This is a genomic window from Mesorhizobium sp. M0633, assembly GCF_040320645.1.
Lineage (GTDB): Bacteria > Pseudomonadota > Alphaproteobacteria > Rhizobiales > Rhizobiaceae > Mesorhizobium.
Genome location: NZ_JAMYQC010000020.1, coordinates 1 through 25562, shown reverse-complemented (window position 1 = coordinate 25562; position 25562 = coordinate 1). Strand labels below are relative to the sequence as shown.

The window sequence follows — 25562 nt, the reverse complement described above, 5'->3', positions numbered from 1 at the left end:
AAGCGACCTCGGTTTAGCGAATGACCGGCTCGCCGTGAAAACGCCGGCGCGACGGCGGCGACACGCCGAAGCCAACCTCCATCATCAGCCGCGGCGTGCGCGTCGGCACGGTGCCCATATGGAAGCCGAACGGATCCTCGACAAAGCCGAGGCCGGCCGGCCCGGTCAGCGTGACCGGGCTCTGCTCGCCGTAGACGCCCAGCACCTCTTCCGCCGAATGGCCGACCAGCAGCGTCAGCTGATGCTTCAGGATGCGGCGGTTATGGGAGCCGCGGACATAGACATGCGGCCCAGTGTCGGCGTCGACCGGCACCAGGTAGAAAAAGAACTTCAGCATGCGCCAGTCGTCGAGGTCGAAATGGTATTTGCCGAGCGAGGCCATGTTCTTGTCGGCGTCCGAGACGCCACCGGTCGGAAAGCTCCACCAGACGCGGGTCGTGATCAGCTTGGCCTGGCTGCCGAGATAGTGCGCTGCGATATCGAGAAGCAGCGGATCGCGCTGCACGGCGACCGCAGCGTTGCAGTCGAGGACCCGTTCGAAATAGTGACCGCTGAGCAGCGGGCGGCCGAAATGCTTTTCGGCATCGGCGTGTTTTTCGGGCAGGAATTCCAGCCGGCGGTCGAAATTGCCGAAGCATGGCGTGCGCTCGGCGAAGCGGGCGATCTCCTCATGGATGGCGGCCGGCAGCATCAGGCCCGAATAGAGCCCCTCCGTCCGCAGCGCGCCGACGACGGCATCGCGATCGACGCCGGCGAACATCGTTTCACCGACATTGCGCGCCGGCGGAACCGGCTTCGCGCCGCGCCAGTGCAGGCGCCGCGCCGGCATGGTGCGCGCCAGCATGAACATCGGCAGCCATGCCGGATTCTCGCGAAGGTCGGAAAGATAGGTCGGGATGCGGGCGGCGATGCGGCGCAGCGTACCGCCGTTGCGTGCGATCGCCTCGAGGCTTGCAGCGCCGGACTTGTCAGGGCTTGAAAGGGTCATCGGGGTCCTCACAATATCGAGGGAACAGCATCGACGTTAGTCGTCGCCGCTCCGGCACACCCCAAACCCTATTCGCCCATATCGCCGGGAATGGTAACCCCCGGCCAGATTTTGTGCAATGCACAATAAACGACGACCCGCCAGAAAATTTGCTTGGGGCGGGTTCCCCGGACCGGGACGGTAAGCCGTCAATTCCGCGGCGCGACCCAGATCTCGGCGTGGAGCCTCCTGGTCGCCAGGCCGCGGGCGATCGCTTCGGCGCTGCGGGCGTTCTTCGACAGCGCCGCGGCCTGACGCTTGCTGATCACCAAGCCTTCGGCGAGAGCGCGATTTCCGGCAAAGACGCGCGACAGGAACGGCGCGCGGCTGCCGCGTGCCCGCGAGAACCGCGCCGCCATGGTTTGCCTGGCGGTATGGGCGACGACCTCGTCGATCCAGCCCTCTCCCAGCCGCGCGCCCGGTTCCAGCAAGAGCAGCCAGTCGCCCTTGGCCTGCCTGATGCCGGCGGCGATGCCGCCGCTGACATAGTGGCAGCCGGCATGTTCGGCGACGCGGTGCGTCTGATCGGTCGAGCCGGTGTCGCAGACGAGAACGTCGCGCACCACGCCTTCGACCGCGCCGCCGATCAGCGAGGCGAGCGTGCGGGCAAGGCCCTCCTCGTCATTCAGGGTTTCGATCAGGACGCTGAGCATGTTTAGCCGAATAGCGGAAAGCGGTGGGCAGCGCCAGTTTTTGCGGCGCGCCGCGAGAAAGTTCTTGCTTTGTTCTCATCAATACGATAGGAATACATTCATGAGCAGAGCGATTCGACAGCGGGCGGACAGTCCCTGGGAAAGGGCCAAGATGGAACAGATCGTGCGTGCCGACATTGCAGCCTTCGGCGCTGGCAGGGCCGAAATGGCGAATGCTATGATCGAGCAGAGCGGCATGCGCGTCCGTCCGGACCGCAATCGCGGCAGGTCGGCGGGCATCAATCCGTCCGGCCGTTTCGAGCCGGTCAGCAGGCATGTGTTCGACGATGGCTGGAATTCGCTGGAGGAGCTGCCGCCGTTCAAGACCGAGGTACAGGTCGAGAAGCCGCGCACCATCATCACGCGCAACGAATCGCCCGACATCTCCTTCGACCGCTCGATCAACCCCTATCGCGGCTGCGAACATGGCTGCGTCTATTGTTTCGCGCGGCCGACGCACAGCTTCATGGGCCTGTCGCCGGGGCTGGATTTCGAATCGAAGCTGTTTGCCAAGCCGGATGCGGCGCGGCTGCTCGACAAGGAATTGTCCAGGGATAATTACCAGCCGCGCACCATCGCCATAGGCACCAACACCGATCCTTACCAGCCGATAGAGAAGCAATACCGGATCATGCGCGAGATCCTCGAAGTGCTGGAGGCGCGCGGCCATCCGGTCGGCATCGTCACCAAATCGGCACTGGTGACGCGTGACATCGACATTCTGTCACGCATGGCCGAACGCGGGCTGGCCAAGGTGGCATTGTCGGTGACGACGCTCGACCGCATGCTGGCGCGCACCATGGAGCCACGCGCGTCGACGCCGACCAAGCGGCTGGAGGCGATCAGGCAGCTTTCGGACGCCGGCATTCCGGCCTCGGTGATGGTCGCGCCGATCATCCCCGGACTGACCGACCCGGAAATGGAGCGCATCCTCGATTCGGCGCAGGCAGCTGGCGCACGCGAGGCCGGTTATGTGCTGCTGCGCCTACCGCTGGAGGTCGCGCCTATCTTCAAGGACTGGCTGCTGCGCCACTATCCCGACCGCTATCGCCACGTCATGTCGCTGATCCGTTCGATGCGCGACGGCAAGGACTACGATTCGGAATGGGGCAAGCGCATGAAAGGCTCCGGCCCGTATGCCTGGCAGATCGGCCGGCGTTTCGAGATCGCCGCCAAACGGCTCGGCCTCAACGCCGAGCGGCGCTCGCTCAGGACCGACCAGTTCGTCCCCGCTGCCAAGGCAACCGAGCAGCTGATGCTGCTGTGACAAAGCGTCTCGCGCCAGCCGCTTGAAGCGGCCGCAGCAGGCGAAACATCCCGTCCGGCCTGTCCTGTCCCCGGGCTTGCAGACGGTAGCCCCTCCTGGTCCGGTGCCCCGCCCGACCCGGAGGGACTTGCGGAGAATCGGAGCCGATGCGAACCTCGCCGCACCATGGCTCGCCCGCGTTCCGATTCTCCGCTTCTCTTCGAAATCGTCGAGAAACCCGACTTCTCGTTCGAGACGAAGGCGGTGGCCGAAGGCCTGTGGCCGGTGGCGGGGATGGACGAGGCCGGCCGCGGCCCGCTCGCCGGGCCGGTGGTAGCGGCAGCGGTGGTGCTCGATCCCGCCAACATCCCCGACGGCCTCGACGATTCCAAGCGGCTGACGCATTTGCAGCGTGAGGCGCTGTTCCTGAAAATCCTTGGCTCCGCACTCGCCGTATCGATGGCGTCGGTCAGCGCCGAAGGCATCGATGCCTCCAACATCCTCAAGGCCAGCCTGGAGGCGATGCGCCGTGCCGTGGCCGGCCTGTCAATCCGGCCGAAGCTGGCACTGGCCGACGGCCGCGACGTGCCGCCCGGCCTGCCCTGCGAGGGCAAAGCACTGATCAAGGGCGACCAGCGCTCGCAGTCGATCGCCGCAGCCTCGATCGTCGCCAAGGTGATGCGCGACCGCATGATGTGCGGCTGCGGCAGCCATCATGCGCGTTACGGCTTCGAACTCCATATGGGCTACGCCACTGTGCGCCATCGCACGGCGATCGATCTGCATGGACCAGTGGCGCGGCTGCACCGCGCCTCCTTCGCGCCGTTCCGGTTCGGCGGCACCGAGGTGCTGGAGGAAGAGGGTTTTTCGGGTTTGGATTGAGCGATTCGGCATGGTGTGATCTCCCCCTCGAGGGGGAGATGTCGCCAAAGGCGACAGAGGGGGTCGGTACGTCCTGGCGCGACGCCATGCGGGACGAAAGAGAAGGCTGGCGCTTCACGCGCGGCGACCCCCTCTGGCCTGCCGGCCATCTCCCCCTCGAGGGGGGAGATTACGCTCCGCTCAGTTCAGCTTCGACTTCAAATCCTGCAGCGAGGCGTTGAACAGGTCGGCGCCGGCCTTGGCGTCGATCTTGCCGGCCAGCAGCGCGCGCGCGGCTTCGACCGCGATATCGACGGCGCTGGTGCGCACTTCGCCGATCGCTTCGCGCTCGGCCTGGCCGATCTTCTGCTCGGCCAAGGCGGTGCGCCGGGCGACATAGTCCTCGGTCTTCTTGTGCGCCTCGGCGGCAAGCATGTCGGCTTCACGCTTGGCGGCGGCGACGATGGCCGCGGCCTCCTGCTCGGCTTCCTTGCGCTTGCGCTGGTATTGGCCGAGCAGTTGCTGGGCCTCTTCGCGCAACCGCCGCGCTTCCTCGAGCTCGGAGCTGATCTTGTCGGCACGCGCATCGAGCGCCTTGGCGATCATGCCCGGCACCTTGATGTAGATGGCGATGCCGAGGAAGATTACGAGAGCAACCGTTGCCCAAAGCGTCGCGAGAGATGTGGCGTCCATGATGCGCTCCTCACCCGGCCACGGATTTGACCGCGGCCGCGATTTCGGCCTTGCTGGCCTTGCCGCCGACAAGCGCCTCGACGATGGCTGAAGCGGTATCCTCGGCGATCGTGCCGACTTCCTTCATGGCATTGGCCTTGATGGAAGAAATACGCGCCTCGGCCTCGCCAAGCTTCTGGTCGAGGGCGGCTTCGATCGTCTTGCGGGCAGCTTCGGCTTCCGCCTTGGCCGCATCGTTGGCCTGCTGGCCGATCGCATTGGCCTTGCCCTTGGCTTCCGCCAATTCCTGCTCATAGGCGGCAACGGCGGCATCGGCCTCGCTTTTCAGCCGGGCAGCATGGTCGAGATCCTGGGTAATGCGGTCGTTGCGCACGTCGATGATGCCACCAACGCGCGGCATCACCACCCGTTTCAAGAAGAGATAAAACAGCCCGAAGGTGATTGCCAGCCATAGAAGCTGCGAGGGGTACGTCGCCGGATTGAATGGCGGGAACGTGCCGTGCGCCTCGGCAGGCACACCGGTGCCAGCGCTGCCACCTTCGACGGCGGGCGCGGGCTCTTGCGCAAAGGCAAATGTCACGAACATGGACTATCCCCGAAATTCAGGCCCGCCGCAGGATCGCGGCCGGCCTGTTCAATTCTTCCCAATGTTCAGCCGAACAAGCATTCAGCCGAACAGGGCGAGAAGCGCGATGAGAAGCGAGAAAATACCCAGCGCTTCGGTCACGGCGAAGCCGAAGATCAGACGGCCGAACTGGCCGTCGGCGGCCGACGGGTTGCGCAGCGCGCCCGCCAGATAGCTGCCGAAAATGTTGCCGAGGCCAATGCCCGCGCCGCCCATGCCGAGGCATGCGATGCCGGCGCCGATGTACTTTGCTGCTTCTGCGTCCATTTATTCAACTCCTTTGGATCTAAAATTCCGTTGCAAATTCGATCCGGCGGCAATGCCGGAAACCTTGTCAGTGCCCGGGATGCAGGGCGTCGTTGAGATACATGCAGGTCAGCACGGCAAAGACGTAGGCCTGCAGGAACGCGACCAGCAGCTCCAGCGCCGTCAGCGCCACGGCCATCGCCAGCGGCAAAACCGAACCCGCCACGCCGACCGCGCCGAGCGCGCTCAGGCTGACGACAAACCCCGAGAACACTTTCAGCGTGATGTGACCGGCGAGCATGTTGGCGAACAGACGAACCGAGAGGCTGACCGGACGCGAGACGAAGGAAATCACCTCAATCAGCACCACCAACGGCAGCAGGTAAACCGGCACGCCGTGCGGGACGAACAGCTTCAGGAAGCCAAGGCCGTGCTTGGTGAAGCCGTAGACAACGACCGTTCCGATCACCAGCGCAGCGAGGCCGAAAGTGACGATGATGTGGCTGGTGATGGTGAAGAAATACGGGAACAGGCCAAGCAGGTTGGCGACAAGCACGAACATGAACAGCGAGAACACAAAGGGGAAGAACTTCATGCCTTGCGTGCCCGCCGCGTCCCTCAGCATATTGCCGACAAATTCATAGGCCATTTCCGAGACCGACTGAAGGCGGCCCGGAACCAGGCTGCGGCTCGACGTGCTGAGGTAGAGAAACGCCGATGCGACAGCGACCGTCGCAAGCATGAACAGTGCCGAATTGGTGAAAGACAGGTCGTAGCCGCCGATGTGAATCGGAATGATCGGATGGATCTGGAATTGGTGGATCGGATCGACCTTGTCAGCAGCCACTTTAAATCCCCATCAAAGCCGCAGACGGCTTCAGTATCCTGTTCAATGCGCCGGCATGCGGCGCCTCAATTCATTCTTTCGGATCGCGCGGCTTGTCGCCCGTTCCGAATTCCGACACAAGCCCGGCTGAACGCAGGACATTGAGCACGCCGGCGCCAAAACCCAGCAGCAGCCCGACTATCAGACCCCATGGCGATGTCCCCGCCACGCGATCGATAAACCAGCCGAGAGCCGCGCCGACCACTATCCCGGCGATGAACTCGCTGGACAGCTTGAGCGCCTGGCCGTACCCGGCCACACTGCCCGCTTTCGCGTCGTCTTTCCCCTCGAGCCGATCAGGCCGCCTTGTCGCAAGCGATGCTTCAAGGTCGCGCCGGCGGCGCTCAAGATCGTCGTCGCGGATGTCGGCTTCATGCTGCTTGCCGCGGCCGGTTTTGCCGGTTCCGTCTGGCCCATTCTTGTCGGCCACGCAACCCCCTCCTGCCCGGTCAGACCGTCGCCGTCCGTCCGCTTCTTAAAGTCGCCGGCAACATAGTTAGAGGGTCCGCGCCCGTCAAGCCACGGGCGGACGTTCAAGCTCAAGTATTTTTTTGTTATAAATCAGCTACTTGCTCGGGTGCGACATCGTGCCCGACGCGGCCTCTGGCGGGCTGCGGCCGAATCCCTACGGCGATGCGTCTTCGATCGGCCGCTCTCGCGGGAAAGATGCAAGGGCTGCCCGAGCGCTCAGCTCCAGCCGCCGCCATAGGTGCGGTAGAAGATGTGCAGGCCGATCCTGGTCATTTTCTGCATCGTCCGCGCCCAGCCCGGATGGACGTAGTTGGCGTAATAATGGGTCGACGAGCCGACTTCCGGAATGAAGATCTTGCCGGCTGTGACGGCCATGGCGACATCCTGTGCGGTCTGGTAGGCAGCGGGGTTGTCGATGCGCTTCTTCCTGCCGTCGCAGGCGAAGGAAAACTGGCAGCGGTTGAACCAGTTGTCGTTCTGGTAGACGACGCCGCAGATCGAGTTCGGATAGGCCGGGTTGCGGACGCGGTTGAGGATGACCTGGGCGACGGCGGCCTGGCCACGCACGGCTTCGCCGCGCGCCTCGAAATAGATGCCGTTGGCGAGACAGGCCTGCTCCGGTTTGGAAAAGACGCTCGCCGGCAGCGGCGTCTGCATCCAAGAATGATCGCCCTTGCTCAGCGGCGGAATGAAGCGGCCATCGTTCGCGTCCTCGTCCTGCAGCAAGGCCTCGAAAGGCGACGCCTTGGCGTAATCGGGGACCGACGAGGCGTAAGCGGTCGCCAGCACGTCAGGATGATCATTGTTGACCAGCGCGGCAAGCATCGCCGGCACGCCGGAATCCGGCTTCTTGTCGATGCGCGTGTGGAAGGCGGCGGCGATCTGGATTTCCTTGCCTTTGATCTCGGGCTTGGCGAAAGCCATCCTCAGGCCGCTGTCCATGCTTGGGCGGAGCAGCGAAGAGGTGCGCTCGAAGATCGAGCCGGCGTTGAAGTTCTTCGGCGGCGAGACGGGCGAGACCTGGATGATGCGGCCCTTCTTGTCGGCACGCGTGATGCGGTTCTCGTCCGGCGTCGTGCCGGCGATGCCGCCCTTGCCGCGAAACGAGACGGAGCCGATGCCGGGCAGTTGGACGCCGGAGCCGGAGAGCGAGCCGGTGCTGCTGGAATCGAGGAAGGGCATTTCGGCGGCGTGAACGGAGCCGGCGACGGATTTCTCGACATAGGCGTTCCAGCGGACGCTCGGCGCCTCCAGGCCGGAGACCAGGCTGGTCATGTCCTGATAGGCAGCGACCGTCGGAAAGCCGATCCAGATGCCAAGGCCAATAATAAACGGAGACAGGAAGGAACGCTTTTTCTCACCGGCGGCGGCGACAAGCCGCGTCAAAACACGTCGATGCACGGAACTCTCCAGAAACGCAACGGACCCCACTGGAGAGCTACAATGATGCATTAACCTTGATGGGGCGTTAACAGCTTAGAACGTTGTTTTCCCATCTCGTGTCGAAGTCAGGCGCTTTTGCGGCCATCGCTTGACGGAAGAAAGATCGGCCAGGCGATCAGCGCGCAAATAGCCGCACCCAGCCAGACGCCTGCCCACGAGCAGAGCACGAGAAGTCCGGGAATGGCGATCGGCACCAGGAAGAAGGCAATGAAGACCAGGCTGTTGGCAAGGCCGAGCGCCGTTCCGGCCTGGCTCGCGCCGGCCAGCGTCGCAAGCTCGGTGTAGGCGACGCCATGCCAGGAGGAGACGCAGATGCCGGCCACGACCAGCATCGCGACCATCGCCGGCGACAGCATCGGCGCTTGGCCTGACAAGAATTGGGCCGAAAACAAGACGAGCGCCGCAAGCACGGTGAAGGCGGCCACGCTCAGCATGCTGCACAGACGCAGGAACGACCGGCGGTTGCCGTGACGGTCGGTGTAGCGGCCGCTCCAGACGCGCATGACCATGGCGCCGACCTGCACGGCAGCCAGGCTGGCGCTGATCACGGCTGTTCCCATGCCGGCGAAATCATGCAGGAACACGGAAGCAAATGTAAGCACCGCCACCTGCGGAAAGCAAAGCAGGCCGATGGCTGTTGCGATGCGCCAGACGGCCGGGTTGCGCAGCGGCGCCGGGCCGGCCGACAATGCCATGCTGCCCGAATTGGCATCGTCATGCGCCGGCGGCTGATGCAGCCAGCGCCAGGCGAGCGAGGTCGAGACCGCGGATGCAGCCGCCAGAAGTCCGAAGACTGCCGTGAAGCCATGGGCTGAAGCGAGCGATGGCAGCACGAGCGCGCCAAGCCCGCCGCCAAGCGGCACCGCCGTCTGCCTGATGCTCATGGCAAAGCCGCGCTCGCCTTCGCCGAACCAGGCCATGATGGCGCGGCCGCTGGAGCCGTTGACGCTGCCGCCGAGCAATCCGGTGACCAGCAGGGCAGCGGCGAGAAGCGCGATGCCGGGAATATGGGCCGGTGACGGCACGACCAGCGCGGCCATGACAAGCAGCCAAACCGCGGTTGCGCCGAGCCCCGTCAGCAGAACGCGGCGGTCGCCCCAGCGATCGGTCAGCAGCCCCCACGGCAATTCGCTCAGCGCCACGCCCAGGCCGAGAAGGCCAAGCGCCAGGCCGAGTTCGCCATTGGAGAGATGGTAGCCCGAGCGCAGGAACACCGCCGTCGCCGGAATGCCGGAGAAGGTCGCGGAAAAGCAGGCATTGGCGGCGACGCCGATGCCCAGCACCTTCCAGCGATGATTGGGTCGAAGTGCCGCCGCTTCTGACGGGGCGGCAACGGCGGCCGGGCGAAGCGGTTTGCAATCTGCTCGTGTGGCGACAGCGGACATGGTTCAGCTCCTGCATGGGTCGGCTGCATTCGGTCTTGACGCGCTCTCTCTACCGCCATAGCTTCGTACTGAATATCAGGAAGTTTTTGACGTAAGGTCCCGAATATCAGGATTATTGGCATGCGACGCGTGACATTCGATCTCGAAGTCCTGCGCAGCTTCGTCACCGGCATGGAGCTGGGCAGCTTCGCCAAGGCCGCCGACCGGCTCGGCCGCTCGACCTCGGCAATCAGTGCGCAATTGAAGAAGCTGGAGGAGCAGGCGGCGACGCCGATCTTCCGTAAATCTGGGCGTGGTCTGGTGCTGACGGACGCGGGCGAGACCATGCTCGGCTACGCGCGGCGGCTGATCGAGCTCAATGACGAGGCCGCCTCCGCCATCCACGATGTCGAGCTGGAGGGTTGGGTGCGGCTTGGGCTACAGGAGGATTTCGGCGAGGCGGTGCTGCCGGAGGTGCTCGGGCGCTTCACCCGCGCCCATCCCAAGGTCAAGATCGAGGCCAGGATCGCACGCAGCCATGAGCTTGCCGAACGGATCATTTCGGGCAGCCTCGATATCGCGCTTGCCTGGCACAATGGCGCGACGCTGCCCTACAGCCGGCATGTAGCCGACGTCCAGATGCGCTGGATCGGCCCGGCAAAACAGATCGAGACCAGCCTGCGCGATGGCGAGGCGTTGCCGCTGGTGGCGCTCGAAGCGCCGTGCCTGCTGCGCAGCGTGGCGACCGAAACGCTCGACCGCGCCGGCCTGGCATGGCGGATGGCCTTCTCCAGCCCGAGCCTTGGCGGCATCTGGGCAGCCGTCGCCGCCGGGCTCGGACTGACGATCCGCACCGATATCGGCCTGCCGGCCACCGTCAGGGCGATGACGCCGGAGATCGCCGGGCTGCCCGCTTTGCCCAAGATGGCGCTGTTCCTGCATCGCAAGGAGGCCGAGCCCGACCCGGTAGCGGCGCGGCTTGGCGACATCCTGCTGCAGGCGGCGCTGGAAGCGTTGCCGGGAAGTGGCGACGCGGATGGTCTGAGGAAAGCGGCTTAGCGCAGACGAGCGCTCGCGATCCCTCGCGCCCCCCTCTGTCCTGCCGGACATCTCCCCCACGAGGGGGGAGATTAGACTAGCAGCTTCGCCGTCCCACCCGTCTTTCGGCGCTGGAGATTGGCTAAAGCGGAGAGGACGGCCAATCTCCCCCAAATGGGGGAGATGCCCGGCAGGGCAGAGGGGGCGCTGTCCCGCCGACGTCTCGCAAGGTTCCGCGAATGATGATCTAACGGCGCTTCTTCGCCCTGCTGGCGAACGGGTGGTCCGACGTGCGCAAGGCGATGCGGATCGGCACGCCGGGCATGTCGAAAGCCTCGCCTCTATGCTACCAACATGCTTAACACCCGTCATCGGCGAGCGGTCTCTCGCTTCAATGAGGTTTTTCGGTGCACGCTGGTCCGGTCAGGGGATAATTCCCCGAGGGCCCCGGCGTAGCTGAATCTGGCGGGTACCGCAGCATTTCTTGAACTTTATACCTGAACCGCAAGGACATTGATCATTGCCGCGGCGTTGCAGACGGCCAACCAGGGGCAGCAGCGCTGCGGAAGGCAGGAGCGCTGCCGCAAGGGCAGCCAACTTGGCCGAGATTCCCGGTACGACTAGGCGACGACCCGATTTGAACCCTCGCCACGCCCGTTCGGCTACATACTCCGGATCCACCTTGGGCAAGATGTTGAAGAGCACCGTCTGATTGGCGCCTGACCTTGCGAGAAACTCCGTCGGCACCGGGCCTGGTGCAACGCATGTGACCGTCACGCCGGTTCGGCGCAATTCCTGGTGAAGCGCCTCTGAGAAGAAGCGCACGAAAGCTTTGCTAGCGAAGTACACAGCCATATAAGGCCCGGGAACGAACCCGGCCACGGAACTGAGATTGAGCACCCCGCCCCGTCGGCGCGCCACCATTCCCGGCAGAAAATGAAGGGTCAGTTCTGTGAGGGAATGTATATTGAGATCGATGATGCCGAGTTGACCATCAATAGGCAGCGCCGTCGTCGCGCCCCGCAGGCCATAGCCGGCGCTGTTGACCAGGACATCACAGACCAGGCCGTGTGCGGACAGAAAGCCCTCCAGGCGCGTTGGCGCATCGCCTGCCACGAGATCCAACTCGAGCGTGAATGCCTCGCCGCCCGCCTCCCTAACCTCAGACGCCGCGCCGGCCAAACCCTCAGGCGAGCGGGCAACCAGCACAACCGCACCGCGCTCCCTTGCAGCGACGCACGCAATCGCCCGGCCAATTCCACCCGAGCCGCCAATCACGACGATAGCTGGCCGGAATTCACAGTGCGAAATCACGTCGCGTTCCTCTGTCTTGCAGGAGCGGAAACATCTTGACCGAGCAGCACCACTTCATTGGCGACAGTGCCGTTCAGAATCTTTTCGAATCTCTCCAGTGCTCGTGCGACGTTCGCTCCATCCATGACCCGGTGATCGTAGTGGATGCGGACATTCACCGATCCGTCTTTGCCGATCGGACCGTAGTTGAGAAGGGTGGTCAGTGGTGTCAGCGGGTTGAGTGATTCCGCACCGAGGCCAGAATAGACGGACAGTTGGAAGGTACCGAAGTAATTTGCCCTTTGCCGGGCGATGTTCAACCCTAGCCACATAAGCAGCCACCTGACTGGCGCGGGCGCACCTGCCACCCGCAAGGCACGCCGAAACTCCGGGACCTCCTGGATCGGCCGTGATCGAGCCGCGTGGATGGATCCCTCAAGTTCCGTGATGGAGTAGCGCTCCGGGCATTTGATGCGGCTCAGCAGAACGGCCGGCTCGCCATCATATTCGCGCTCGTGGGCAATCGAGGCTACGCTTGCCGGATACTCGTAAAGCTGCGGCCAAGGCAACTTGACATAGGCGCGCCGCAGCTCCGGCATCTCTAGGGCAAGAAGCGCATACCCTTTCAGGAAGATAGCGGTCCACGAGGGCCTGGTCTGCTGCGCCATTCTAGCCCTTACGAGTGGGCCGAGATTCATCTGACGCTGCACCGCGACCCGTGGCACGCCGATCGAAAACCTCATCAGATCGCCAACAAGGCGCCGGGGCGCGGAAAGCTTGAGGGCTCGGCCTCGCATAAAACGACCTCTAATAAAGATAAGGGAATATCCGCTTGGTCCTTTCCATATAGACACGGTATTGCGAGCCTAAATTCTCCAGCATCATACGCTCTTCCTTATCCACTCTCAGCAGGAAAAGGACTGCGAAACCAATCAAACCCGATATGCCCGCAACCCAGTTCGGCAGCAGAAAGAGCTGGCCGAGCCCCATAAGCAGGAAAGAGGTGTACATAGGGTGACGGACCAAGGCGTATGGCCCGGCGCTGACCAGTTCATGCCGTTCGCGAATCTCGAGCGTAATCGACCAGTTACGGCCAAGTTCCTTGTGGGATAAGCGAAAAATCCACAGCGCTGAGCAGAAGATGATGGTTCCGAGCGCCACCGACCACACGCTGGCCGGATGATCAGCCGCTCCGGGGATGCCGGTAGCGACATAGAAGCCAGGCAGGATTGCCAGGCCAAGGAGAGCCGATACAAGCCCGACGGTGTCGGAACTTGAGCTGCCGCCAGCTACAATTCGCACGCGCCTTGCCCGGCGCTCGAACGGATACCGGATCACGTACCAAGCAACGATGCCGATCACCCATATGATCTCGCCAACTGGCGCTACAGCAATGGTCACGTCACGTCACCGGAGCCTTTTCTCGATCTGGGACGATGATAAGCCGTCGCAACGATGTCACCGTCCGAGTTGTCGACCGTAGACATTCAGAGCGCGTTCCCTTCGCACTTAACCGGGCGAATGGGCGCGAAAGCGGGTTTTGCCAATCGCATTTCAACCCGCGTTCATCTCCCGAAGCTTGGTTATGAATTGTTGCGGCCGGAGCCAGATACCGGGGGTCTTATACCCCATGGATCTAGCGATGTCCGCTACGAATGCGTTGCAGTTGTAGAGCGACGCGTGCCAAAGCGGAGAACTGGCCTGCAGCCTTCGTATGCTCGCGACGACTTTCCTATATTCGGCTTCGGTAAGTAATACACGCCAGCTTGCCGACCGGTAAGCATCTTCCAGGTCGCCGTCCGTCCACCCGGTCGAGGCTGGCACGGGCGCCAAATGGCCGAGAACATAGACATTGGGATCACCGGACTTCGGAGCGAGGCCCGCCACTTCGGGGTTGACCATCCGTCCGGCCTGGTTCAATCGTCCAAAAATCACGTAGGAATGGCCGTAGGTAAGGGCGTACCGGGAGCGGAACTCGATGAAATACCGCTGGGCTTGAGTTGACGCCGCCGCGCGCGCCGGCATCGCCGCGGTTCTCAGTGCCTTATCATTGGACACAAAAGTCGGCTGGGGCTTGCTGTCCTGCGACTGACATGACGCTGCGACAAGTGCGAGCAGGGCCACAATTGTTGAACGGCCACTTACTAGCGTCATCTATCCAGAACTCCGAGAACCGCAGGCCTAGCGCCAACCTATGCCCGCTAACGCACGTAGGCTACGAATCCGGCTGGCCCCTGCATATCGATTGGGAAGGGCCTGGCGGCCCTTCCCGAATAACCGAAAGCCGGTCCTTATTTAATCACGGGCTCCTCTACGGCAGCGGGTTCCGGCGGAGGAGCCTTCCCCTTTCCTTTGCCGATCATGCCATTCGCGCAGCCGCTCAGGCTGGCAACGGCGAGGGTGGCAACCATTACAATCAACATCCTGTTCATCAAGCAATCCTTTCCCCGAGGGCGGAACAGCCTATGGAATCGCCACAAATAAAAACAATATGCAGCCCCGCCAAGCTACCCGCGATCTACATCAACGCCTAGTGCAGAAATGACACAGTTGGCACCCGGTTCCAGGCGGCACCTTTGCGGTGACGTGCTGGCAGGTTCACCATCCAACGGAGATCAGGCCTGCCCACCATCAAACAACCACCACCGTCGTGCCCAAAGGAGTACGGTCGTAGAGGTCAATGACGTCGTCATCGATCATACGGATGCACCCGTTCGATACTGCTGTGCCTATCGTCCACGGCTCGTTTGTACCATGTATCCGGAAGTGGGTGTCGCGCCCGTCGCGATAGAGATAAAGGGCACGCGCACCAAGCGGGTTGTTTGGTCCGCCAGGGACGCCCCCTGCATACTTCACCAGGCGCGGCTTGCGCTTCATCATGCTGGCGGTGGGTGTCCACGACGGCCAGTCCGCCTTGCGGCCGACGGTCGCTGTACCCTTGAACGAAAGTCCCTGCTCGCCGACGCCGACGCCGTAGCGCGTCGCCCACCCGTCCGTCTCGACGGCATAGAGAAAACGTTGCGAAGTATCGACGACGATCGTTCCGGCCGGCTCGTTTCCGTCGTACCGCACATGCTGCCGTCGGTAACGAGGATTCAGGCCACGCCTTGGTCCGAACGCGGATGAAATCGGCTCCGCCACCTGTTGTAACGTCGACGTACATCCGGAGACCATCAGAGCCAGACTACCCAGCACGAGCCCCCGGCGCGCAATGTGGTGTTCTTCCATTTCTACCTGCTAGGAAACTGGTCATCTACCGCCGCCTTCGTCTCTACCATTCCAAGGCCTGCGGGCCAAGTCTCGCTTTGTGGTGGCAAAATGAATTCACAGGATTGACAAGCGAATTGGAGCGAAACTTCTTGCGATAACCGTCTGCCTCTGTTCGGTTATGTCAAAATTGGCATAGGACAGAGACGATGAAGCCTGACTTCCATGGTAAAGTCGCGATTGTGACCGGCGCAGGATCCGGAATAGGTGCGGCTGTTTCACGGCAACTCGCGCAAGAAGGAGCCGAGATTGTTGTCGCCGACCTTGATGCCGAGGCAGCGCACTGCAGAGCCGCCGAAATAAGCTCGCAAGGCGGCAGGGCCTACGACTTTGCGGTAGATGTCACGGATGCCGCAGCCGTGGAAAAGCTGATCGAGTTCACTGTCCAGAAATGCGGCGGACTGGATATGGCGGTAAACAATGCAGGTATCGACGGCATTCGAAAAGCAACGGCAGACTATCCGCTCGACAACTGGCACAAACTGATAAACGTCAATCTAAATGGCGTTTTCTACAGCATGAAGTACGAAATCGCCGCGATGCTGGATCGGGGCGGAGGCGCCATCGTGAACATGTCCTCCGTTCTCGGTTCCGTCGGCTTGCCAACTGCGTCCGCATACACGGCAGCGAAACACGGGGTCGTTGGATTAACCAAGGTTGCGGCGATTGAATATGCGAGGATGGGCATCCGGATCAATGTCGTCGGCCCCGGCTGGATCGAAACGCCTCTTTTATCGGAGCAAATGGAGGCATTAGCCAGCCGGCGCATGGCAGGTCTTCAGCCGATGGGCAGGCGCGGGAAACCGGAAGAGGTAGCGGCTCTTGTATGCTTCCTGTTGTCCGACCAGGCCAGCTTTATCACTGGGAGCTACCATCTGGTGGACGGAGCTTACACCGCCCATTAGGTGCAGAGGCTGCCCCCACTCACGCCGGCCACCGTCAGGGCGATGACGCCGGAGATCGCCGGGGTGCCCGCCTTGCCCAAGATGGCGCTGTTCCTGCATCGCAAGGAGGCCGAGCCCGACCCGGTAGCGGCGCGGCTTGGCGACATCCTGTTGCAGGCGGCGCTGGAAGCGTTGCCGCAGACGCAACCGGCGCCCGTTCTGCGCAACGTAGCGTAAAGGGACAGTGGCGCTCAGCGGCGCTTCTTTGCCTTGCTGGCGAAAGGATTGTCCGAGGTGCGCAAGGCGATGCGGATCGGCACGCCGGGCATGTCGAAAGCCTCGCGCAGGCTGTTCGAGAGATAGCGGACATAGGATTGCGGCATCGCGTCCGGCCGTGAGCAGGAGACGACGAAGCCCGGCGGCCGCGTCTTGGCCTGGGTGACATATTTGATCTTCAGCCGACGTCCGGCGACGGCCGGCGGCGGATGATGCGCCAAAATGCCTTCCAGCCAGCGGTTGAGCTTGCCGGTCGACACACGGCTGTTCCAAACTCGATGCGTCCGGATGACGGCATCCATCAGCTTGTCGAGGCCACGCCCGGTCTCGGCCGACACCGGCACCGCCTGCATGCCGCGCGCCTGCGGCAGCAGCCGCTCGGTTTTTTCGCGCAGCTCGGCCAGCAACTCCTGGGGATGGTCGACAAGATCCCATTTGTTGAAGGCGATCACCGGGGCACGGCCCTCGCGGATGATCAGGTCGGCGATCTGCAGATCCTGCTTCTCGAAGGGAATGGTGGCGTCGAGCACGATGATGACGATCTCGGCAAAGCGGATGGCGCGCAAGCCGTCCTGCACCGACATCACTTCGAGCTTTTCGTGGATCCTGGCCTTGCGGCGCATGCCGGCGGTGTCGAACAATTTTAAGCGGCGGCCATGCCAGTCCCAGTCGACCGAGATGGAATCGCGAGTGATGCCGGCCTCGGGGCCGGTCAACAGCCGCTCCTCGCCGATCAGCGCGTTGATCAGCGTTGACTTGCCGGCGTTGGGGCGGCCGACGACGGCGATGCGCATCGGCTTGGTGTCGTCATAGCTCGGCTCGGCGTCCGGGTCGCTGATGTCCTCGCCGATCAGCACCTCGCTGGCGGCGACCTCCTCCTCGCCGGCCTCTTCGTCCTCGCCGAAGGCACGCGCCTCGCCCAGTGCCGCGATTACCGCATCGCGCAAATCGGGCAGGCCCTGGCCGTGTTCGGCCGAGACCGGGATCGGTTCGCCAAGGCCGAGCTCCCAGGCCTCCAGCATGCCGCCCTGGGCGCTGCGCGCCTCGGCCTTGTTGGCAACGACGAGAACCGGCTTGCCGGATTTGCGCACGATCTCGGCGAAGGTCTTGTCGTCGGGCATCAGCCCGGACTTGGCATCGATCGTAAAAAAGATCAGGTCAGCCTCGCGGATGGCGATCTCGGTCTGGGCGCGCATGCGGCCGGGCAGCGTCGAGGCAGCCGCATCCTCGAAGCCGGCGGTGTCGATGACGTCGAAATGCAGGTCGTAGAGCTTTGCGGCATGGACGCGGCGATCGCGAGTGACGCCGGGCGTATCATCGACAAGCGCCAGCTTCCTTCCCACCAGCCGATTGAAAAGGGTCGATTTGCCGACGTTAGGCCGGCCGATGATGGCGACTTTGAAGGTCATGGACTATCACGACACGCCGCCCGAGCCGCGGATCAGCTCGGACATCAAAGTCGCCCGCTCGCGCGTGTTGTGCGGGGCGCCATCATCCGCGGCGATCTGGTCGAACAGCTTCAATGCATCCGCCGCCTTGCCTTCCTTCCAGGCGGCAAGGCCAAGCGCCTCGCGCGCCGTATGGCGCAATGTGTTGGTGTCGGCGGTGAGCGCCTCGACGCGGCTGGAGACATCGGCGAAAGAGCCGTGGTCGACCAGAAGCAGCGCTGCCCTGAGACGAGCCATGTCGCGAATGCCGGAGGGGATCTTGGTGTCGGCGGCGACCTCGTCGAAATCCTTGACGGCGGCGTCGACGTCGCCCTTGTCCGCCTTGACGGTTGCCGCGCGCATGCGGGCGAGCAGCGGATAGGCGCCGTAGCCGTCCTTCTCCAACGCCTCCAGAGCGGCAAGCGCCTCGTCGTTCTTGCCGTCATTGGCGAGCTTGAGCGCCTGCGAAAAAGCATCGCCCGAGCGGTTGGCGCGGGTCTCGTCCCAATAGCGGTAGCCGACGACAGCGCCAGTGCCAAGCACCACCAGCACGGCCAGCACGAGCAAGGCGGGACCGAAACGATCCCACAGCGCATGCGCCTGGTCGCGACGAATCTCTTCGTTGACTTCGCGGATAAAACTGTCGTCCGACATGGATCAAAACCATTCATGCCCCGGGCGGGGCGGTTGATGAGCCCGCGTTTTAGCGAAATTTTGCCGGCATGGAAGGGGTTCGGCAGGAAAATCGCCTATTCACGAGGCAGTCACCGCCAACGGCGGCCGCACAGGTCGATCGCACCCGTGCCATATTTCACCGGTAGGCGGTGCTTCTACATTCCCTAATCAAGTCAGATGCCTTTGCCCCGTTTGTCCCGCGTTATTGCGTTTTCCATTGCCGCGCTTGCTGCCGGCGCGGCTTTTGCCGACCCGCTGGCGGCGCCGGCAAAGCCGAAGCAGATCGTGATCATCTCGTTCGACAGCGCCCGCGACATTTCGCAATGGCAGCGCAGCCGGGCGCTGGCCCGGCGCACAGGCGCGCATTTCACCTATTTCGTCTCCTGCGTGTTTCTGTTGTCGCCCGAGACACGCAAGGAATACACCGCGCCCGGCAAGACAGAAGGCAAATCGAACATCGGCTTTGCCGCCTCCAAACAGGAAGTTGCCGAGCGGCTCGAGCAGATCAACCTTGCGGCCTCGGAAGGCCACGACATCGGCAGCCATGGCTGCGGTCATTTCGACGGCAAGGACTGGAGCAAAGCCGACTGGCTGAGCGAGTTCGGCTCATTCAAGCATATTCTCGAAAACGCGTATTCGATCAACGGCATCGCTCCTGAACCGAAGGGCTGGCGCGATTTCGCCCGCAAATCGGTGGTCGGGTTTCGCGCGCCTTATCTGTCGGCAAACAAGGCGCTCTATGAGGCGCTGCCCGCGGCCGGCTTCCTGCTCGACGCAAGCGGCGTTTCCCGTGGGCCGGTCGAGCCGCCGACCGTCAACGGCATCACGCGCTTTTCGCTGCCGCAGATCCCGGAAGGGCCGAGCTCAAGGCGCGTGATCGCCATGGATTACAATCTCTATGTCAGACATTCCGGCGGCTTCGAGCGGCCGAGCATGGCAGAAGAGTTCGCTGACCGGACCTATAACGCGTTCCGCGCCGCCTTCGATGCGCAATACCAGGGCAAGCGCATTCCGCTTGAGCTCGGCTTCCACTTCACGCTGATGAATGACGGCGCCTACTGGAACGCGCTGGAACGCTTTGCCGGCGAGGTCTGCGTCAAAGCGGACGTCGAGTGCATTAGTTTTCGCGACTATGTATCGCGGCGAGGCGAAAGGCAGGCGGCGGTGGGCGGCTGAGCCGCAAGCGCCGCCGCCCGCCAGTCTTAGCTTGCCGGCTGATCCTCAGGACGCAGCCCGGCTTGTTCCCGTTCTAGATAGTGCTGATCGATCACCGGCAGCGGCTCGCCCTTGATCGTGGCTTCGAACGCTCGCAGCCGCTTGTGGACTGACAAGAGCTCAACGATCGTTGACCAGGAATTAACAAGATATTGGAACGAGCTGGTCACTTGGCTGAACGCGGAATTGACCTGGTTGACGAGACCCAACGTTAAGGTTCCGGCGACCAACGAAGGAGTCATCAAAAAAAGAGGGAATATGGTATTTAGTTGCAAGTAGAGATAGCGGACCACATTGAAATAGACGTAGTGGAAATAGAGCCGGAAGTAGTTCTGGCGCACATTTCCGAACAATTCGGAAACGGTCGGCGGCTGCGCTCGGGACTGATCGTCCTCACCATAAACAAGTTCCTTGCGGTAAGCGGCTTCGACGCGCTGGTTGCGAAACTGCAAGCCGGGCAGCTTTATGCCGGCGGTGGCAATGCATACCGTCCCAAACATCGCCCAGAAGATCGCAGCCAAAACCAACGGCTGCGGCACCTGACCGATGAAAGGCAATGCCGTAATGTGCTTTGAGTAGGCAAGCAAAATCGGCATGAAGGCGATCAAAGTCATTATCGAATCAATAAAGCTGGTCCCAAGATCTTCCATGATCTTTGAAAAGCGCATCGTGTCTTCCTGCACGCGCTGGGAAGCTCCCTCGATGCTCCGCACCCTAGGCCAATAGGACATGTAGTAGTCGTTCATCGCTGTCCGCCAGCGAAACACCCAATGGCTTACAAAGAAATTTGTCAGAACGTAAACAGTAACAGCCACCAGAGCGATGCCGAGGAAAGTTATTAACTGCGCATAAACATCATACTCTGTCGCCTTCACACTTTTGCTCACAATGCCCTGAATCAGATCCCAGAACGGCCCGTACCAGGCATTGATCGCTACACTCACCTGAACCTGAAAATAGGTCGTGAACAAGATCAGCGAGCTGCCAAGGATCGACCAGCGGTCCCACGGGTGCGGGGAATACCAATGCCAGAAGGCGTAAAAGAGCAGCACACCAAGTGTAAAATAGATGTAGAACCAAAGGAACGGAGGCGACCAGAAAACGGAAACGCCAATGATCGGCGCCGCGTCCGCTGCAGGGAGGGGAAATCCGACCAAAGCGCCTAGCTGGTCGCCGCCGAGAAACCACACGGCCACCATGACCGCACTCCAGACGGCGGCCGAGGTGAAAAAGAGCTTCGGCTGCGGGAAGAAGGATACGAACACTGTGGGAAAATCCTCGGTCGATGCGCAAATCAGCGGGGTTCAGCGGGCATAAAGTCACACATTAGTGGGAAAGAAAATGCCCGTGCCCGATGCCCGCAACCGAGCAAGACCATAATCATGGCGATTTTGGCGCAGCCGACCAGGTGATCGCGCCGGAAGCGAGCAGGACGGCGGCGGCCACGATCGAGGCGAGGAAAAAGTTACCCGAGGCCTGCGCAAGCAGCCCGGCGACGATCGGGCCGATGATCTGGCCAAGGCCGAAGGCGGCCGTCATTACCGCCAGCATCCGGCGTGGTGCTTGCGGAGCAAGCTGCCTGCCCGTCTGCAGGCCAAGCGCGGTGATGGCGATGAAGGTGCCGCCGACAAGAAGGCCGCCGAGCAGCGGCCCGGTGCGCCCGCCCATGACGACACTGGCGCTGACGCCGACCACCTCGACCAGACACCCCAGGGCATAGGTGGCATAAAGCCCGATCCTGGCCGCGAGCTTCTGCCACAGCCAGACCGAGGGGAAACCGGCAAGGCCGGTGACCATCCAGACCACGGCCTCGAAGACGCGGCCGCCGCCGCCCTGGCGGACGATGGCGACCAGGAACGTTGCCGTGACGATATAGCCGAAGCCGAACAGGCCGTATGCGACGATGATCTTCACCAGCGACCGGTGTTTCGGCAGTGCCGGCTCGCTCCCGGTGGTGCTGTTCGCGGCCGAGGTGCCGCCGGCCAGCAAGCCGACGGCGGCAAAGCCGCAGGCCGAAATCACCGCCGACCATAGCCAGCCCGCCGCCCAGCCGGCATGTTCGGTGACGAGGACTGCCAACAGCGCCGAGGACGCCGCGATGCCGAGGCCGACACCGCCGAAATACAGCGCCTGCAGGTCGTTTCGCCCGGCCGCGGCGAGATGACCGAAAACGATGCTGGTCATGAAGACCAGGACAAAGGCGCTTGCAACGCCGGCAAGAAAGCGGATGACGAGAAACGCGGCCATCGTGCCGGTCAGGCCCATCAGGCCGGCGAGGATCGCGGTGGCGGCAAGGCCGGCCAGCATCAGCTGACGCTCGCGGCCTTGCGCCCAGCCGCCGGTGGCGGCAAGCGCGCCGACGAGATAGCCGAGATAATTGGCAGATGCGATCCAGCCGGCATCGGCCGGCGACAGGCCGAGCTCTTCCATCATGCCAGGCAGGATCGGCGTATAGACGAACCGGCCGATGCCCATGGCGACGGCCAGGGCAATCATGCCGGCGATTGCGAGGCGCAAGGGCGAAGCGATGTTCATCGCGGTGCACCATAGGTGCGCCTGCCGGCGAGACAATCCGCCTTTTATTGGGCCAGAAGGGCTGCGCAGCCGCGTCGGCGGCCGGCTCACCTGAGTGCCAGCAAGTCCTTCTTCAGCCGCAGCAGGTCCTTGGCGGGGCCGTCTCGAAGCGGGTACGACGCGCGGTCAGCCTGAATGGCATGTCGGCGAGTTCGCGCTCCGACATGGTGTCGAGCACCGGATGCGCCAGCGGATCGGTCACCCAATTGATGCCCTCGCTGTCATGCCGGCGCGGCTGCGTTCCGATCGGGGAAAAGGCGCCGAGCCATAACAAAATCTTCATCAGATTTGCCTCCTCACTCTGAGTAGCCCACTTAGAATCCGGCATCCGGCAGTGTCTGGCAATTGAGATTTCAGCCGTTCGAGTTTAGAAAAACTGTATGGCTATGCTGAACCGCGTGCACCTCAACGGCTTACGCGCCGTCGAAGCCGTCGCGCGCCTGGGCTCGCTCACGGCGGCGGCCGGCGAGCTCAACGTCTCGGTCAGCGCCGTCAGCCAGCAGATCAACCGAACAGAAAAACAACTCGGCCGCGCGCTGTTCGAACGAACGCCAGCTGGCCTGGTGGCGACGGAATTCGGCACCGTCTTTACCGCGCGGCTCAGCGCCGGGTTTCGCGAACTCGCACAGGCGGTGGCGCTTGCCGATGAAAGCTCGGAGTGCACGCTGGTGGTTTCGGTGGCGCCGGCTTTTGCCTCGAAATGGCTGCTGCCGCGGCTGTCGCGGCATTTTGCCCGCCATCCGAACGTGCTCCTGCGCATCGATGCCTCGGCGCGGCTTGCCGATCTCGATCGTTCGGACATCGACGTCGCCATTCGGCTCGGCGACGGCAAATGGCCAGGCGGGCGCGCCGAATTGCTGCTGGCGCAGGAGGTGTTTCCGGTCTGTGCACCGGTGATCGCCAGCAAGCTGAAATCGATCGAGGACCTTGCTTTGACCTGTGCGATCACCGACGAAAGGTCGATGATCAGTTGGGAGAGCTGGTTCGAAGCCGCCGGGGTGGAGCCGGTCACCTTCATGAAAGGCGCGCGCTTCACCGACCCGATGCTGTGCCTGGAATCAGCGATTGCCGGTCACGGCGTCATGCTCGGCTGGCAGTTGCTGGCCGCCGACGCGCTGGCCGACGGCCGTCTCGTTGCGCCGTTCGGCATACGGGCGCAGAGCGGGCTCGGCTATTGGCTGGTGACCTCGGCCAGCAAGAGCGAAAGCCGCAAAGTCAGGGATTTCAAGACCTGGATCCGCGAAGAGATCGAGGCGACGATGGCGCAGTTCAGATCGCTCGAGCGTCAGCTAGACCTGCCGGCGTCATCAGAGTGGAAAGGTCGGCAGCGCCGGTCTATGTAAGAAACAGTCCCCAATCACAGCAGGCAGGATCATGACCACACATTCGCGCGGCGTTTCCGCAACCATCGACCCGGTGAAGCTCGACAGGCTGGCGGAGGTCGCCGTCAAGGTCGGGCTGCAATTGCAACCGGGGCAGGATCTGGTGCTGACCTCGTCTATTGCAGCGCTGCCTTTGACGCGGCGGATCGTCGAGCACGCCTACAAGGCAGGTGCCGGCCTGGTGACGCCGATCTTCAACGACGATGAGATCACGCTCGCGCGCTTCCGCTACGGCGTCGACGCCGGCTTCGACCGCGCCGCCGGCTGGCTCTATGAAGGCATGGCAAAAGCCTTCGCCAACAATGCGGCGAGGCTTGCCGTGCGCGGCGAGGATCCGTCGCTGCTTTCGGCGCAGGACCCGGCAAAGGTGGCGCGTGCCAACAAGGCGAATTCGATGGCCTACCAGCCGGCGCTGGAGAAGATCACCGGCTTCGACATCAACTGGAACATCGTCGCCTATCCCGATCAGGCCTGGGCCAAGCAGGTTTTCCCGGACGATGCCGAAGACGTCGCGGTGGCCAAGCTCGCCGACGCCATCTTTGCCGCCTCGCGGGTGGATGTCGAAGACCCGATCGGCAACTGGACGGCGCACAATACGGCGTTGAAGAGCCGCACCGAATGGCTGAACGGCCACAATTTCCACGCACTGCATTTCACCGGCCCCGGCACCGACCTGACCGTCGGGCTGGCCGACGGCCACGAGTGGATGGGCGGCGCCTCGACCGCCAAGAACGGCATCACCTGCAACCCCAACATCCCGACCGAAGAGGTTTTCACCACGCCGCATGCAAGGCGCGTCGAAGGCCATGTCACCAGCACCAAGCCGCTGTCCTATCAGGGTACCCTGATCGACGGCATTGCGGTGCGTTTCGAGGCGGGCCGCATTGTCGAGGCCAAGGCCACGAAGGGCGAGGATGTGCTGCAAAAGGTGCTCGATACCGACGAAGGCTCGCGCCGTCTCGGCGAGGTGGCGCTGGTGCCGCATTCCTCGCCGATCGCCAAGAGCGGGCTGCTGTTTTTCAACACGCTGTTCGACGAGAACGCCGCCTGCCACATCGCGCTCGGCCAGTGCTATTCGAAGTGCTTCGTCGACGGCGCCTCGCTCGGCCAGGACGAGATCGCGGCGCGCGGCGGCAACAAGAGTTTCATCCACATCGACTGGATGATCGGCTCGGACAAGATCGACATAGACGGCGTCCATAAGGACGGCAGCCGCGTGCCGGTGATGCGCAAGGGCGAGTGGGTTTAGGCCCGGGATCTTTAAGCGAAGGCCAGCAAGCAGCGGCGCCTGCTGGCCCATGCGGAGTTGGCAATGGAGCTCGCGGTCAAGCGCATCTATGAGCCGCCGGCGCCCGATGACGGGCAGCGGGTGCTCGTCGACCGCATATGGCCTCGCGGCATCGCCAAGCAGGACGCGGCGCTGACGCTCTGGCTAAAGGACATCGCGCCAAGCAATGGGTTGCGCAAATGGTTCGGCCATGAGCCGGCGCGCTGGGCGGAGTTCCAGCGGCGATACCGCGATGAGCTCGACCGGAACGGCGAGGCGGTGGCGGAACTACGTGCCTTGCTCCGTGAAGGCAAGGTGGCGCTGCTCTACGGCGCCCATGACGAGGCGCACAACAATGCGGTGGCGCTGGCGAGCTATTTGCGTGAGACGGACTGAAGCGCGAGCCTGCGTCCTGTGACTTTGGAGATTGGCGAAGGCCGTAGCGACGGCCAGAGGGTTGCTTCCCTCCGACCTCTCAAGACTTGGGTTCCTCGCCCTGCGAAGCGGGGGAGAGGTGGCTCGGCGAAGCGGCCGGAGAGGGGGCTTTCGTAGAGTGCTCCCCCTCTCCGTCTCGGCTTCGCCGAGCCACCTCTCCCCCACTTTCGTGCTAGGCGATTCACACATTTCGAAGCGCCCATCCATGGGCGATGGACAGGAAGTGCTGCAATCCGTGTCGGAAGGTGATGGGTCCTGGGGCTTTGGACTTTGGA

The 25562-nt window shown here is 63.0% G+C and carries 29 protein-coding genes; 9 read left to right on the top strand and 20 right to left on the bottom strand.

The window, feature by feature from the left end:
• Positions 1-13: 13 nt before the first annotated feature.
• Positions 14-988: a phytanoyl-CoA dioxygenase family protein gene (locus NKI47_RS20640; protein ID WP_352449928.1), complete on the bottom strand. Its 975-nt coding sequence runs from the start codon at positions 986-988 to the stop codon at positions 14-16.
• Positions 989-1176: 188 nt separating this feature from the next.
• Positions 1177-1680 (bottom strand): glycosyltransferase, encoded by a 504-nt coding sequence (locus NKI47_RS20635; protein WP_352593249.1) that lies wholly within the window; start codon positions 1678-1680, stop codon positions 1177-1179.
• Positions 1681-1831: 151 nt separating this feature from the next.
• Here NKI47_RS20635 and NKI47_RS20630 point away from each other — a divergent pair, with 151 nt between their 5' ends.
• Together NKI47_RS20630 and rnhB are read left to right on the top strand one after the other, a co-directional pair.
• Positions 1832-2986 (top strand): PA0069 family radical SAM protein, encoded by a 1155-nt coding sequence (locus NKI47_RS20630; protein WP_254818651.1) that lies wholly within the window; start codon positions 1832-1834, stop codon positions 2984-2986.
• 165 nt (positions 2987-3151) lie between these two features.
• Positions 3152-3847: a ribonuclease HII gene (gene rnhB, locus NKI47_RS20625; RefSeq protein ID WP_352593246.1), complete on the top strand. Its 696-nt coding sequence runs from the start codon at positions 3152-3154 to the stop codon at positions 3845-3847.
• A 180-nt stretch (positions 3848-4027) separates the two neighbouring features.
• On the opposite strand, the gene NKI47_RS20620 is transcribed toward rnhB, so the two are convergent.
• The 7 genes from NKI47_RS20620 to NKI47_RS20590 form a co-directional block, all read right to left on the bottom strand.
• Complete coding sequence (locus NKI47_RS20620) at positions 4028-4519, bottom strand: F0F1 ATP synthase subunit B (protein WP_352593243.1); 492 nt, start codon at positions 4517-4519, stop codon at positions 4028-4030.
• Between the two features lie 10 nt (positions 4520-4529).
• Complete coding sequence (locus NKI47_RS20615; protein ID WP_352593240.1) at positions 4530-5105, bottom strand: F0F1 ATP synthase subunit B; 576 nt, start codon at positions 5103-5105, stop codon at positions 4530-4532.
• 81 nt (positions 5106-5186) lie between these two features.
• The gene (locus NKI47_RS20610; RefSeq protein WP_006206606.1) at positions 5187-5411 is read right to left on the bottom strand and encodes a F0F1 ATP synthase subunit C; all 225 of its coding nucleotides are present in this window, start codon (positions 5409-5411) and stop codon (positions 5187-5189) included.
• A gap of 67 nt (positions 5412-5478) precedes the next feature.
• A complete protein-coding gene (locus NKI47_RS20605; protein ID WP_352579870.1) occupies positions 5479-6237 on the bottom strand; it encodes a F0F1 ATP synthase subunit A in 759 nt (252 codons plus the stop codon).
• Positions 6238-6307: 70 nt separating this feature from the next.
• On the bottom strand, positions 6308-6706 hold the full coding sequence (locus NKI47_RS20600) for an AtpZ/AtpI family protein (protein WP_023716852.1): 399 nt from the start codon (positions 6704-6706) through the stop codon (positions 6308-6310).
• 257 nt (positions 6707-6963) lie between these two features.
• The gene (locus NKI47_RS20595; RefSeq protein WP_352593237.1) at positions 6964-8148 is read right to left on the bottom strand and encodes a cell wall hydrolase; all 1185 of its coding nucleotides are present in this window, start codon (positions 8146-8148) and stop codon (positions 6964-6966) included.
• A 107-nt stretch (positions 8149-8255) separates the two neighbouring features.
• Complete coding sequence (locus NKI47_RS20590; RefSeq protein WP_352593234.1) at positions 8256-9575, bottom strand: MFS transporter; 1320 nt, start codon at positions 9573-9575, stop codon at positions 8256-8258.
• Positions 9576-9695: 120 nt separating this feature from the next.
• Here NKI47_RS20590 and NKI47_RS20585 point away from each other — a divergent pair, with 120 nt between their 5' ends.
• A complete protein-coding gene (locus NKI47_RS20585) occupies positions 9696-10613 on the top strand; it encodes a LysR substrate-binding domain-containing protein (protein WP_352593231.1) in 918 nt (305 codons plus the stop codon).
• A gap of 402 nt (positions 10614-11015) precedes the next feature.
• On the opposite strand, the gene NKI47_RS20580 is transcribed toward NKI47_RS20585, so the two are convergent.
• The 6 genes from NKI47_RS20580 to NKI47_RS20555 all read right to left on the bottom strand — a co-directional run bounded on the left by NKI47_RS20580 (position 11016) and on the right by NKI47_RS20555 (position 15113).
• On the bottom strand, positions 11016-11906 hold the full coding sequence (locus NKI47_RS20580) for an SDR family NAD(P)-dependent oxidoreductase (protein ID WP_352593228.1): 891 nt from the start codon (positions 11904-11906) through the stop codon (positions 11016-11018).
• Positions 11903-12682, bottom strand: coding sequence for a hypothetical protein (locus NKI47_RS20575; protein ID WP_352593418.1), 780 nt, complete (start codon positions 12680-12682; stop codon positions 11903-11905). The genes NKI47_RS20580 and NKI47_RS20575 overlap by 4 nt, the downstream gene beginning before the upstream one ends.
• A 10-nt stretch (positions 12683-12692) precedes the next feature.
• Positions 12693-13280, bottom strand: coding sequence for a protein-S-isoprenylcysteine O-methyltransferase (locus NKI47_RS20570; RefSeq protein WP_352593415.1), 588 nt, complete (start codon positions 13278-13280; stop codon positions 12693-12695).
• Between the two features lie 159 nt (positions 13281-13439).
• Positions 13440-14039 carry a hypothetical protein gene (locus NKI47_RS20565; RefSeq protein WP_031195118.1) on the bottom strand — a complete coding sequence of 200 codons (600 nt, stop codon included), beginning with the start codon at positions 14037-14039 and terminating at the stop codon, positions 13440-13442.
• Positions 14040-14176: 137 nt separating this feature from the next.
• On the bottom strand, positions 14177-14317 hold the full coding sequence (locus tag NKI47_RS20560) for a hypothetical protein (RefSeq protein WP_023722423.1): 141 nt from the start codon (positions 14315-14317) through the stop codon (positions 14177-14179).
• 199 nt (positions 14318-14516) lie between these two features.
• On the bottom strand, positions 14517-15113 hold the full coding sequence (locus NKI47_RS20555) for a L,D-transpeptidase (RefSeq protein ID WP_352593225.1): 597 nt from the start codon (positions 15111-15113) through the stop codon (positions 14517-14519).
• Positions 15114-15301: 188 nt separating this feature from the next.
• Here NKI47_RS20555 and NKI47_RS20550 point away from each other — a divergent pair, with 188 nt between their 5' ends.
• Complete coding sequence (locus tag NKI47_RS20550) at positions 15302-16057, top strand: SDR family NAD(P)-dependent oxidoreductase (RefSeq protein ID WP_352476622.1); 756 nt, start codon at positions 15302-15304, stop codon at positions 16055-16057.
• Positions 16058-16273 (top strand): hypothetical protein, encoded by a 216-nt coding sequence (locus NKI47_RS20545; protein ID WP_352593222.1) that lies wholly within the window; start codon positions 16058-16060, stop codon positions 16271-16273.
• Positions 16274-16287: 14 nt separating this feature from the next.
• Here NKI47_RS20545 and der read toward each other — a convergent pair whose 3' ends face one another.
• Both der and NKI47_RS20535 read right to left on the bottom strand, forming a co-directional pair.
• Positions 16288-17721, bottom strand: coding sequence for a ribosome biogenesis GTPase Der (der, locus tag NKI47_RS20540; protein ID WP_352593219.1), 1434 nt, complete (start codon positions 17719-17721; stop codon positions 16288-16290).
• Positions 17722-17727: 6 nt separating this feature from the next.
• Positions 17728-18393, bottom strand: coding sequence for a tetratricopeptide repeat protein (locus tag NKI47_RS20535; RefSeq protein WP_352593216.1), 666 nt, complete (start codon positions 18391-18393; stop codon positions 17728-17730).
• A gap of 204 nt (positions 18394-18597) precedes the next feature.
• On the opposite strand from NKI47_RS20535, the gene NKI47_RS20530 reads away from it, so the two are divergent.
• A complete protein-coding gene (locus tag NKI47_RS20530; RefSeq protein WP_352593213.1) occupies positions 18598-19590 on the top strand; it encodes a polysaccharide deacetylase family protein in 993 nt (330 codons plus the stop codon).
• Positions 19591-19616: 26 nt separating this feature from the next.
• On the opposite strand, the gene sbmA is transcribed toward NKI47_RS20530, so the two are convergent.
• From sbmA to NKI47_RS20515, 3 genes are all read right to left on the bottom strand, one after another.
• A complete protein-coding gene (gene sbmA, locus NKI47_RS20525) occupies positions 19617-20894 on the bottom strand; it encodes a peptide antibiotic transporter SbmA (RefSeq protein ID WP_352449943.1) in 1278 nt (425 codons plus the stop codon).
• A gap of 115 nt (positions 20895-21009) precedes the next feature.
• Entirely contained in the window at positions 21010-22164 is a 1155-nt protein-coding gene (locus NKI47_RS20520; RefSeq protein ID WP_352593210.1) for a YbfB/YjiJ family MFS transporter, read from the bottom strand.
• A gap of 112 nt (positions 22165-22276) precedes the next feature.
• Positions 22277-22486 carry a hypothetical protein gene (locus NKI47_RS20515; protein WP_352593207.1) on the bottom strand — a complete coding sequence of 70 codons (210 nt, stop codon included), beginning with the start codon at positions 22484-22486 and terminating at the stop codon, positions 22277-22279.
• Positions 22487-22583: 97 nt separating this feature from the next.
• Here NKI47_RS20515 and NKI47_RS20510 point away from each other — a divergent pair, with 97 nt between their 5' ends.
• The 3 genes from NKI47_RS20510 to NKI47_RS20500 are packed head-to-tail and all read left to right on the top strand — an operon-like array spanning position 22584 to position 25248.
• Complete coding sequence (locus NKI47_RS20510; RefSeq protein WP_352593204.1) at positions 22584-23546, top strand: LysR substrate-binding domain-containing protein; 963 nt, start codon at positions 22584-22586, stop codon at positions 23544-23546.
• 31 nt (positions 23547-23577) lie between these two features.
• Positions 23578-24834, top strand: coding sequence for an aminopeptidase (locus NKI47_RS20505; RefSeq protein ID WP_352593201.1), 1257 nt, complete (start codon positions 23578-23580; stop codon positions 24832-24834).
• Positions 24835-24891: 57 nt separating this feature from the next.
• Complete coding sequence (locus tag NKI47_RS20500) at positions 24892-25248, top strand: DUF488 domain-containing protein (RefSeq protein ID WP_352593198.1); 357 nt, start codon at positions 24892-24894, stop codon at positions 25246-25248.
• The last annotated feature ends 314 nt before the right edge of the window (positions 25249-25562 follow it).

Excerpts from the sequence above, each read along its gene's own strand:
- NKI47_RS20510 (WP_352593204.1), top strand. The coding sequence starts at position 22,584 with ATGGCTATGCTGAACCGCGTGCACCTCAACGGCTTACGCGCCGTCGAA.
- NKI47_RS20550 (WP_352476622.1), top strand. The coding sequence starts at position 15,302 with ATGAAGCCTGACTTCCATGGTAAAGTCGCGATTGTGACCGGCGCAGGA.
- NKI47_RS20590 (WP_352593234.1), bottom strand. The coding sequence starts at position 9,575 with ATGTCCGCTGTCGCCACACGAGCAGATTGCAAACCGCTTCGCCCGGCC.
- NKI47_RS20535 (WP_352593216.1), bottom strand. The coding sequence starts at position 18,393 with ATGTCGGACGACAGTTTTATCCGCGAAGTCAACGAAGAGATTCGTCGC.
- NKI47_RS20575 (WP_352593418.1), bottom strand. The coding sequence starts at position 12,682 with ATGCGAGGCCGAGCCCTCAAGCTTTCCGCGCCCCGGCGCCTTGTTGGC.
- NKI47_RS20630 (WP_254818651.1), top strand. The coding sequence starts at position 1,832 with ATGGAACAGATCGTGCGTGCCGACATTGCAGCCTTCGGCGCTGGCAGG.
- NKI47_RS20615 (WP_352593240.1), bottom strand. The coding sequence starts at position 5,105 with ATGTTCGTGACATTTGCCTTTGCGCAAGAGCCCGCGCCCGCCGTCGAA.
- NKI47_RS20505 (WP_352593201.1), top strand. The coding sequence starts at position 23,578 with ATGACCACACATTCGCGCGGCGTTTCCGCAACCATCGACCCGGTGAAG.
- NKI47_RS20565 (WP_031195118.1), bottom strand. The coding sequence starts at position 14,039 with ATGACGCTAGTAAGTGGCCGTTCAACAATTGTGGCCCTGCTCGCACTT.
- NKI47_RS20635 (WP_352593249.1), bottom strand. The coding sequence starts at position 1,680 with ATGCTCAGCGTCCTGATCGAAACCCTGAATGACGAGGAGGGCCTTGCC.
- NKI47_RS20555 (WP_352593225.1), bottom strand. The coding sequence starts at position 15,113 with ATGGAAGAACACCACATTGCGCGCCGGGGGCTCGTGCTGGGTAGTCTG.
- rnhB (WP_352593246.1), top strand. The coding sequence starts at position 3,152 with ATGGCTCGCCCGCGTTCCGATTCTCCGCTTCTCTTCGAAATCGTCGAG.
- NKI47_RS20560 (WP_023722423.1), bottom strand. The coding sequence starts at position 14,317 with ATGAACAGGATGTTGATTGTAATGGTTGCCACCCTCGCCGTTGCCAGC.
- NKI47_RS20585 (WP_352593231.1), top strand. The coding sequence starts at position 9,696 with ATGCGACGCGTGACATTCGATCTCGAAGTCCTGCGCAGCTTCGTCACC.
- NKI47_RS20610 (WP_006206606.1), bottom strand. The coding sequence starts at position 5,411 with ATGGACGCAGAAGCAGCAAAGTACATCGGCGCCGGCATCGCATGCCTC.
- NKI47_RS20515 (WP_352593207.1), bottom strand. The coding sequence starts at position 22,486 with ATGAAGATTTTGTTATGGCTCGGCGCCTTTTCCCCGATCGGAACGCAG.
- NKI47_RS20520 (WP_352593210.1), bottom strand. The coding sequence starts at position 22,164 with ATGAACATCGCTTCGCCCTTGCGCCTCGCAATCGCCGGCATGATTGCC.
- NKI47_RS20620 (WP_352593243.1), bottom strand. The coding sequence starts at position 4,519 with ATGGACGCCACATCTCTCGCGACGCTTTGGGCAACGGTTGCTCTCGTA.
- der (WP_352593219.1), bottom strand. The coding sequence starts at position 17,721 with ATGACCTTCAAAGTCGCCATCATCGGCCGGCCTAACGTCGGCAAATCG.
- NKI47_RS20640 (WP_352449928.1), bottom strand. The coding sequence starts at position 988 with ATGACCCTTTCAAGCCCTGACAAGTCCGGCGCTGCAAGCCTCGAGGCG.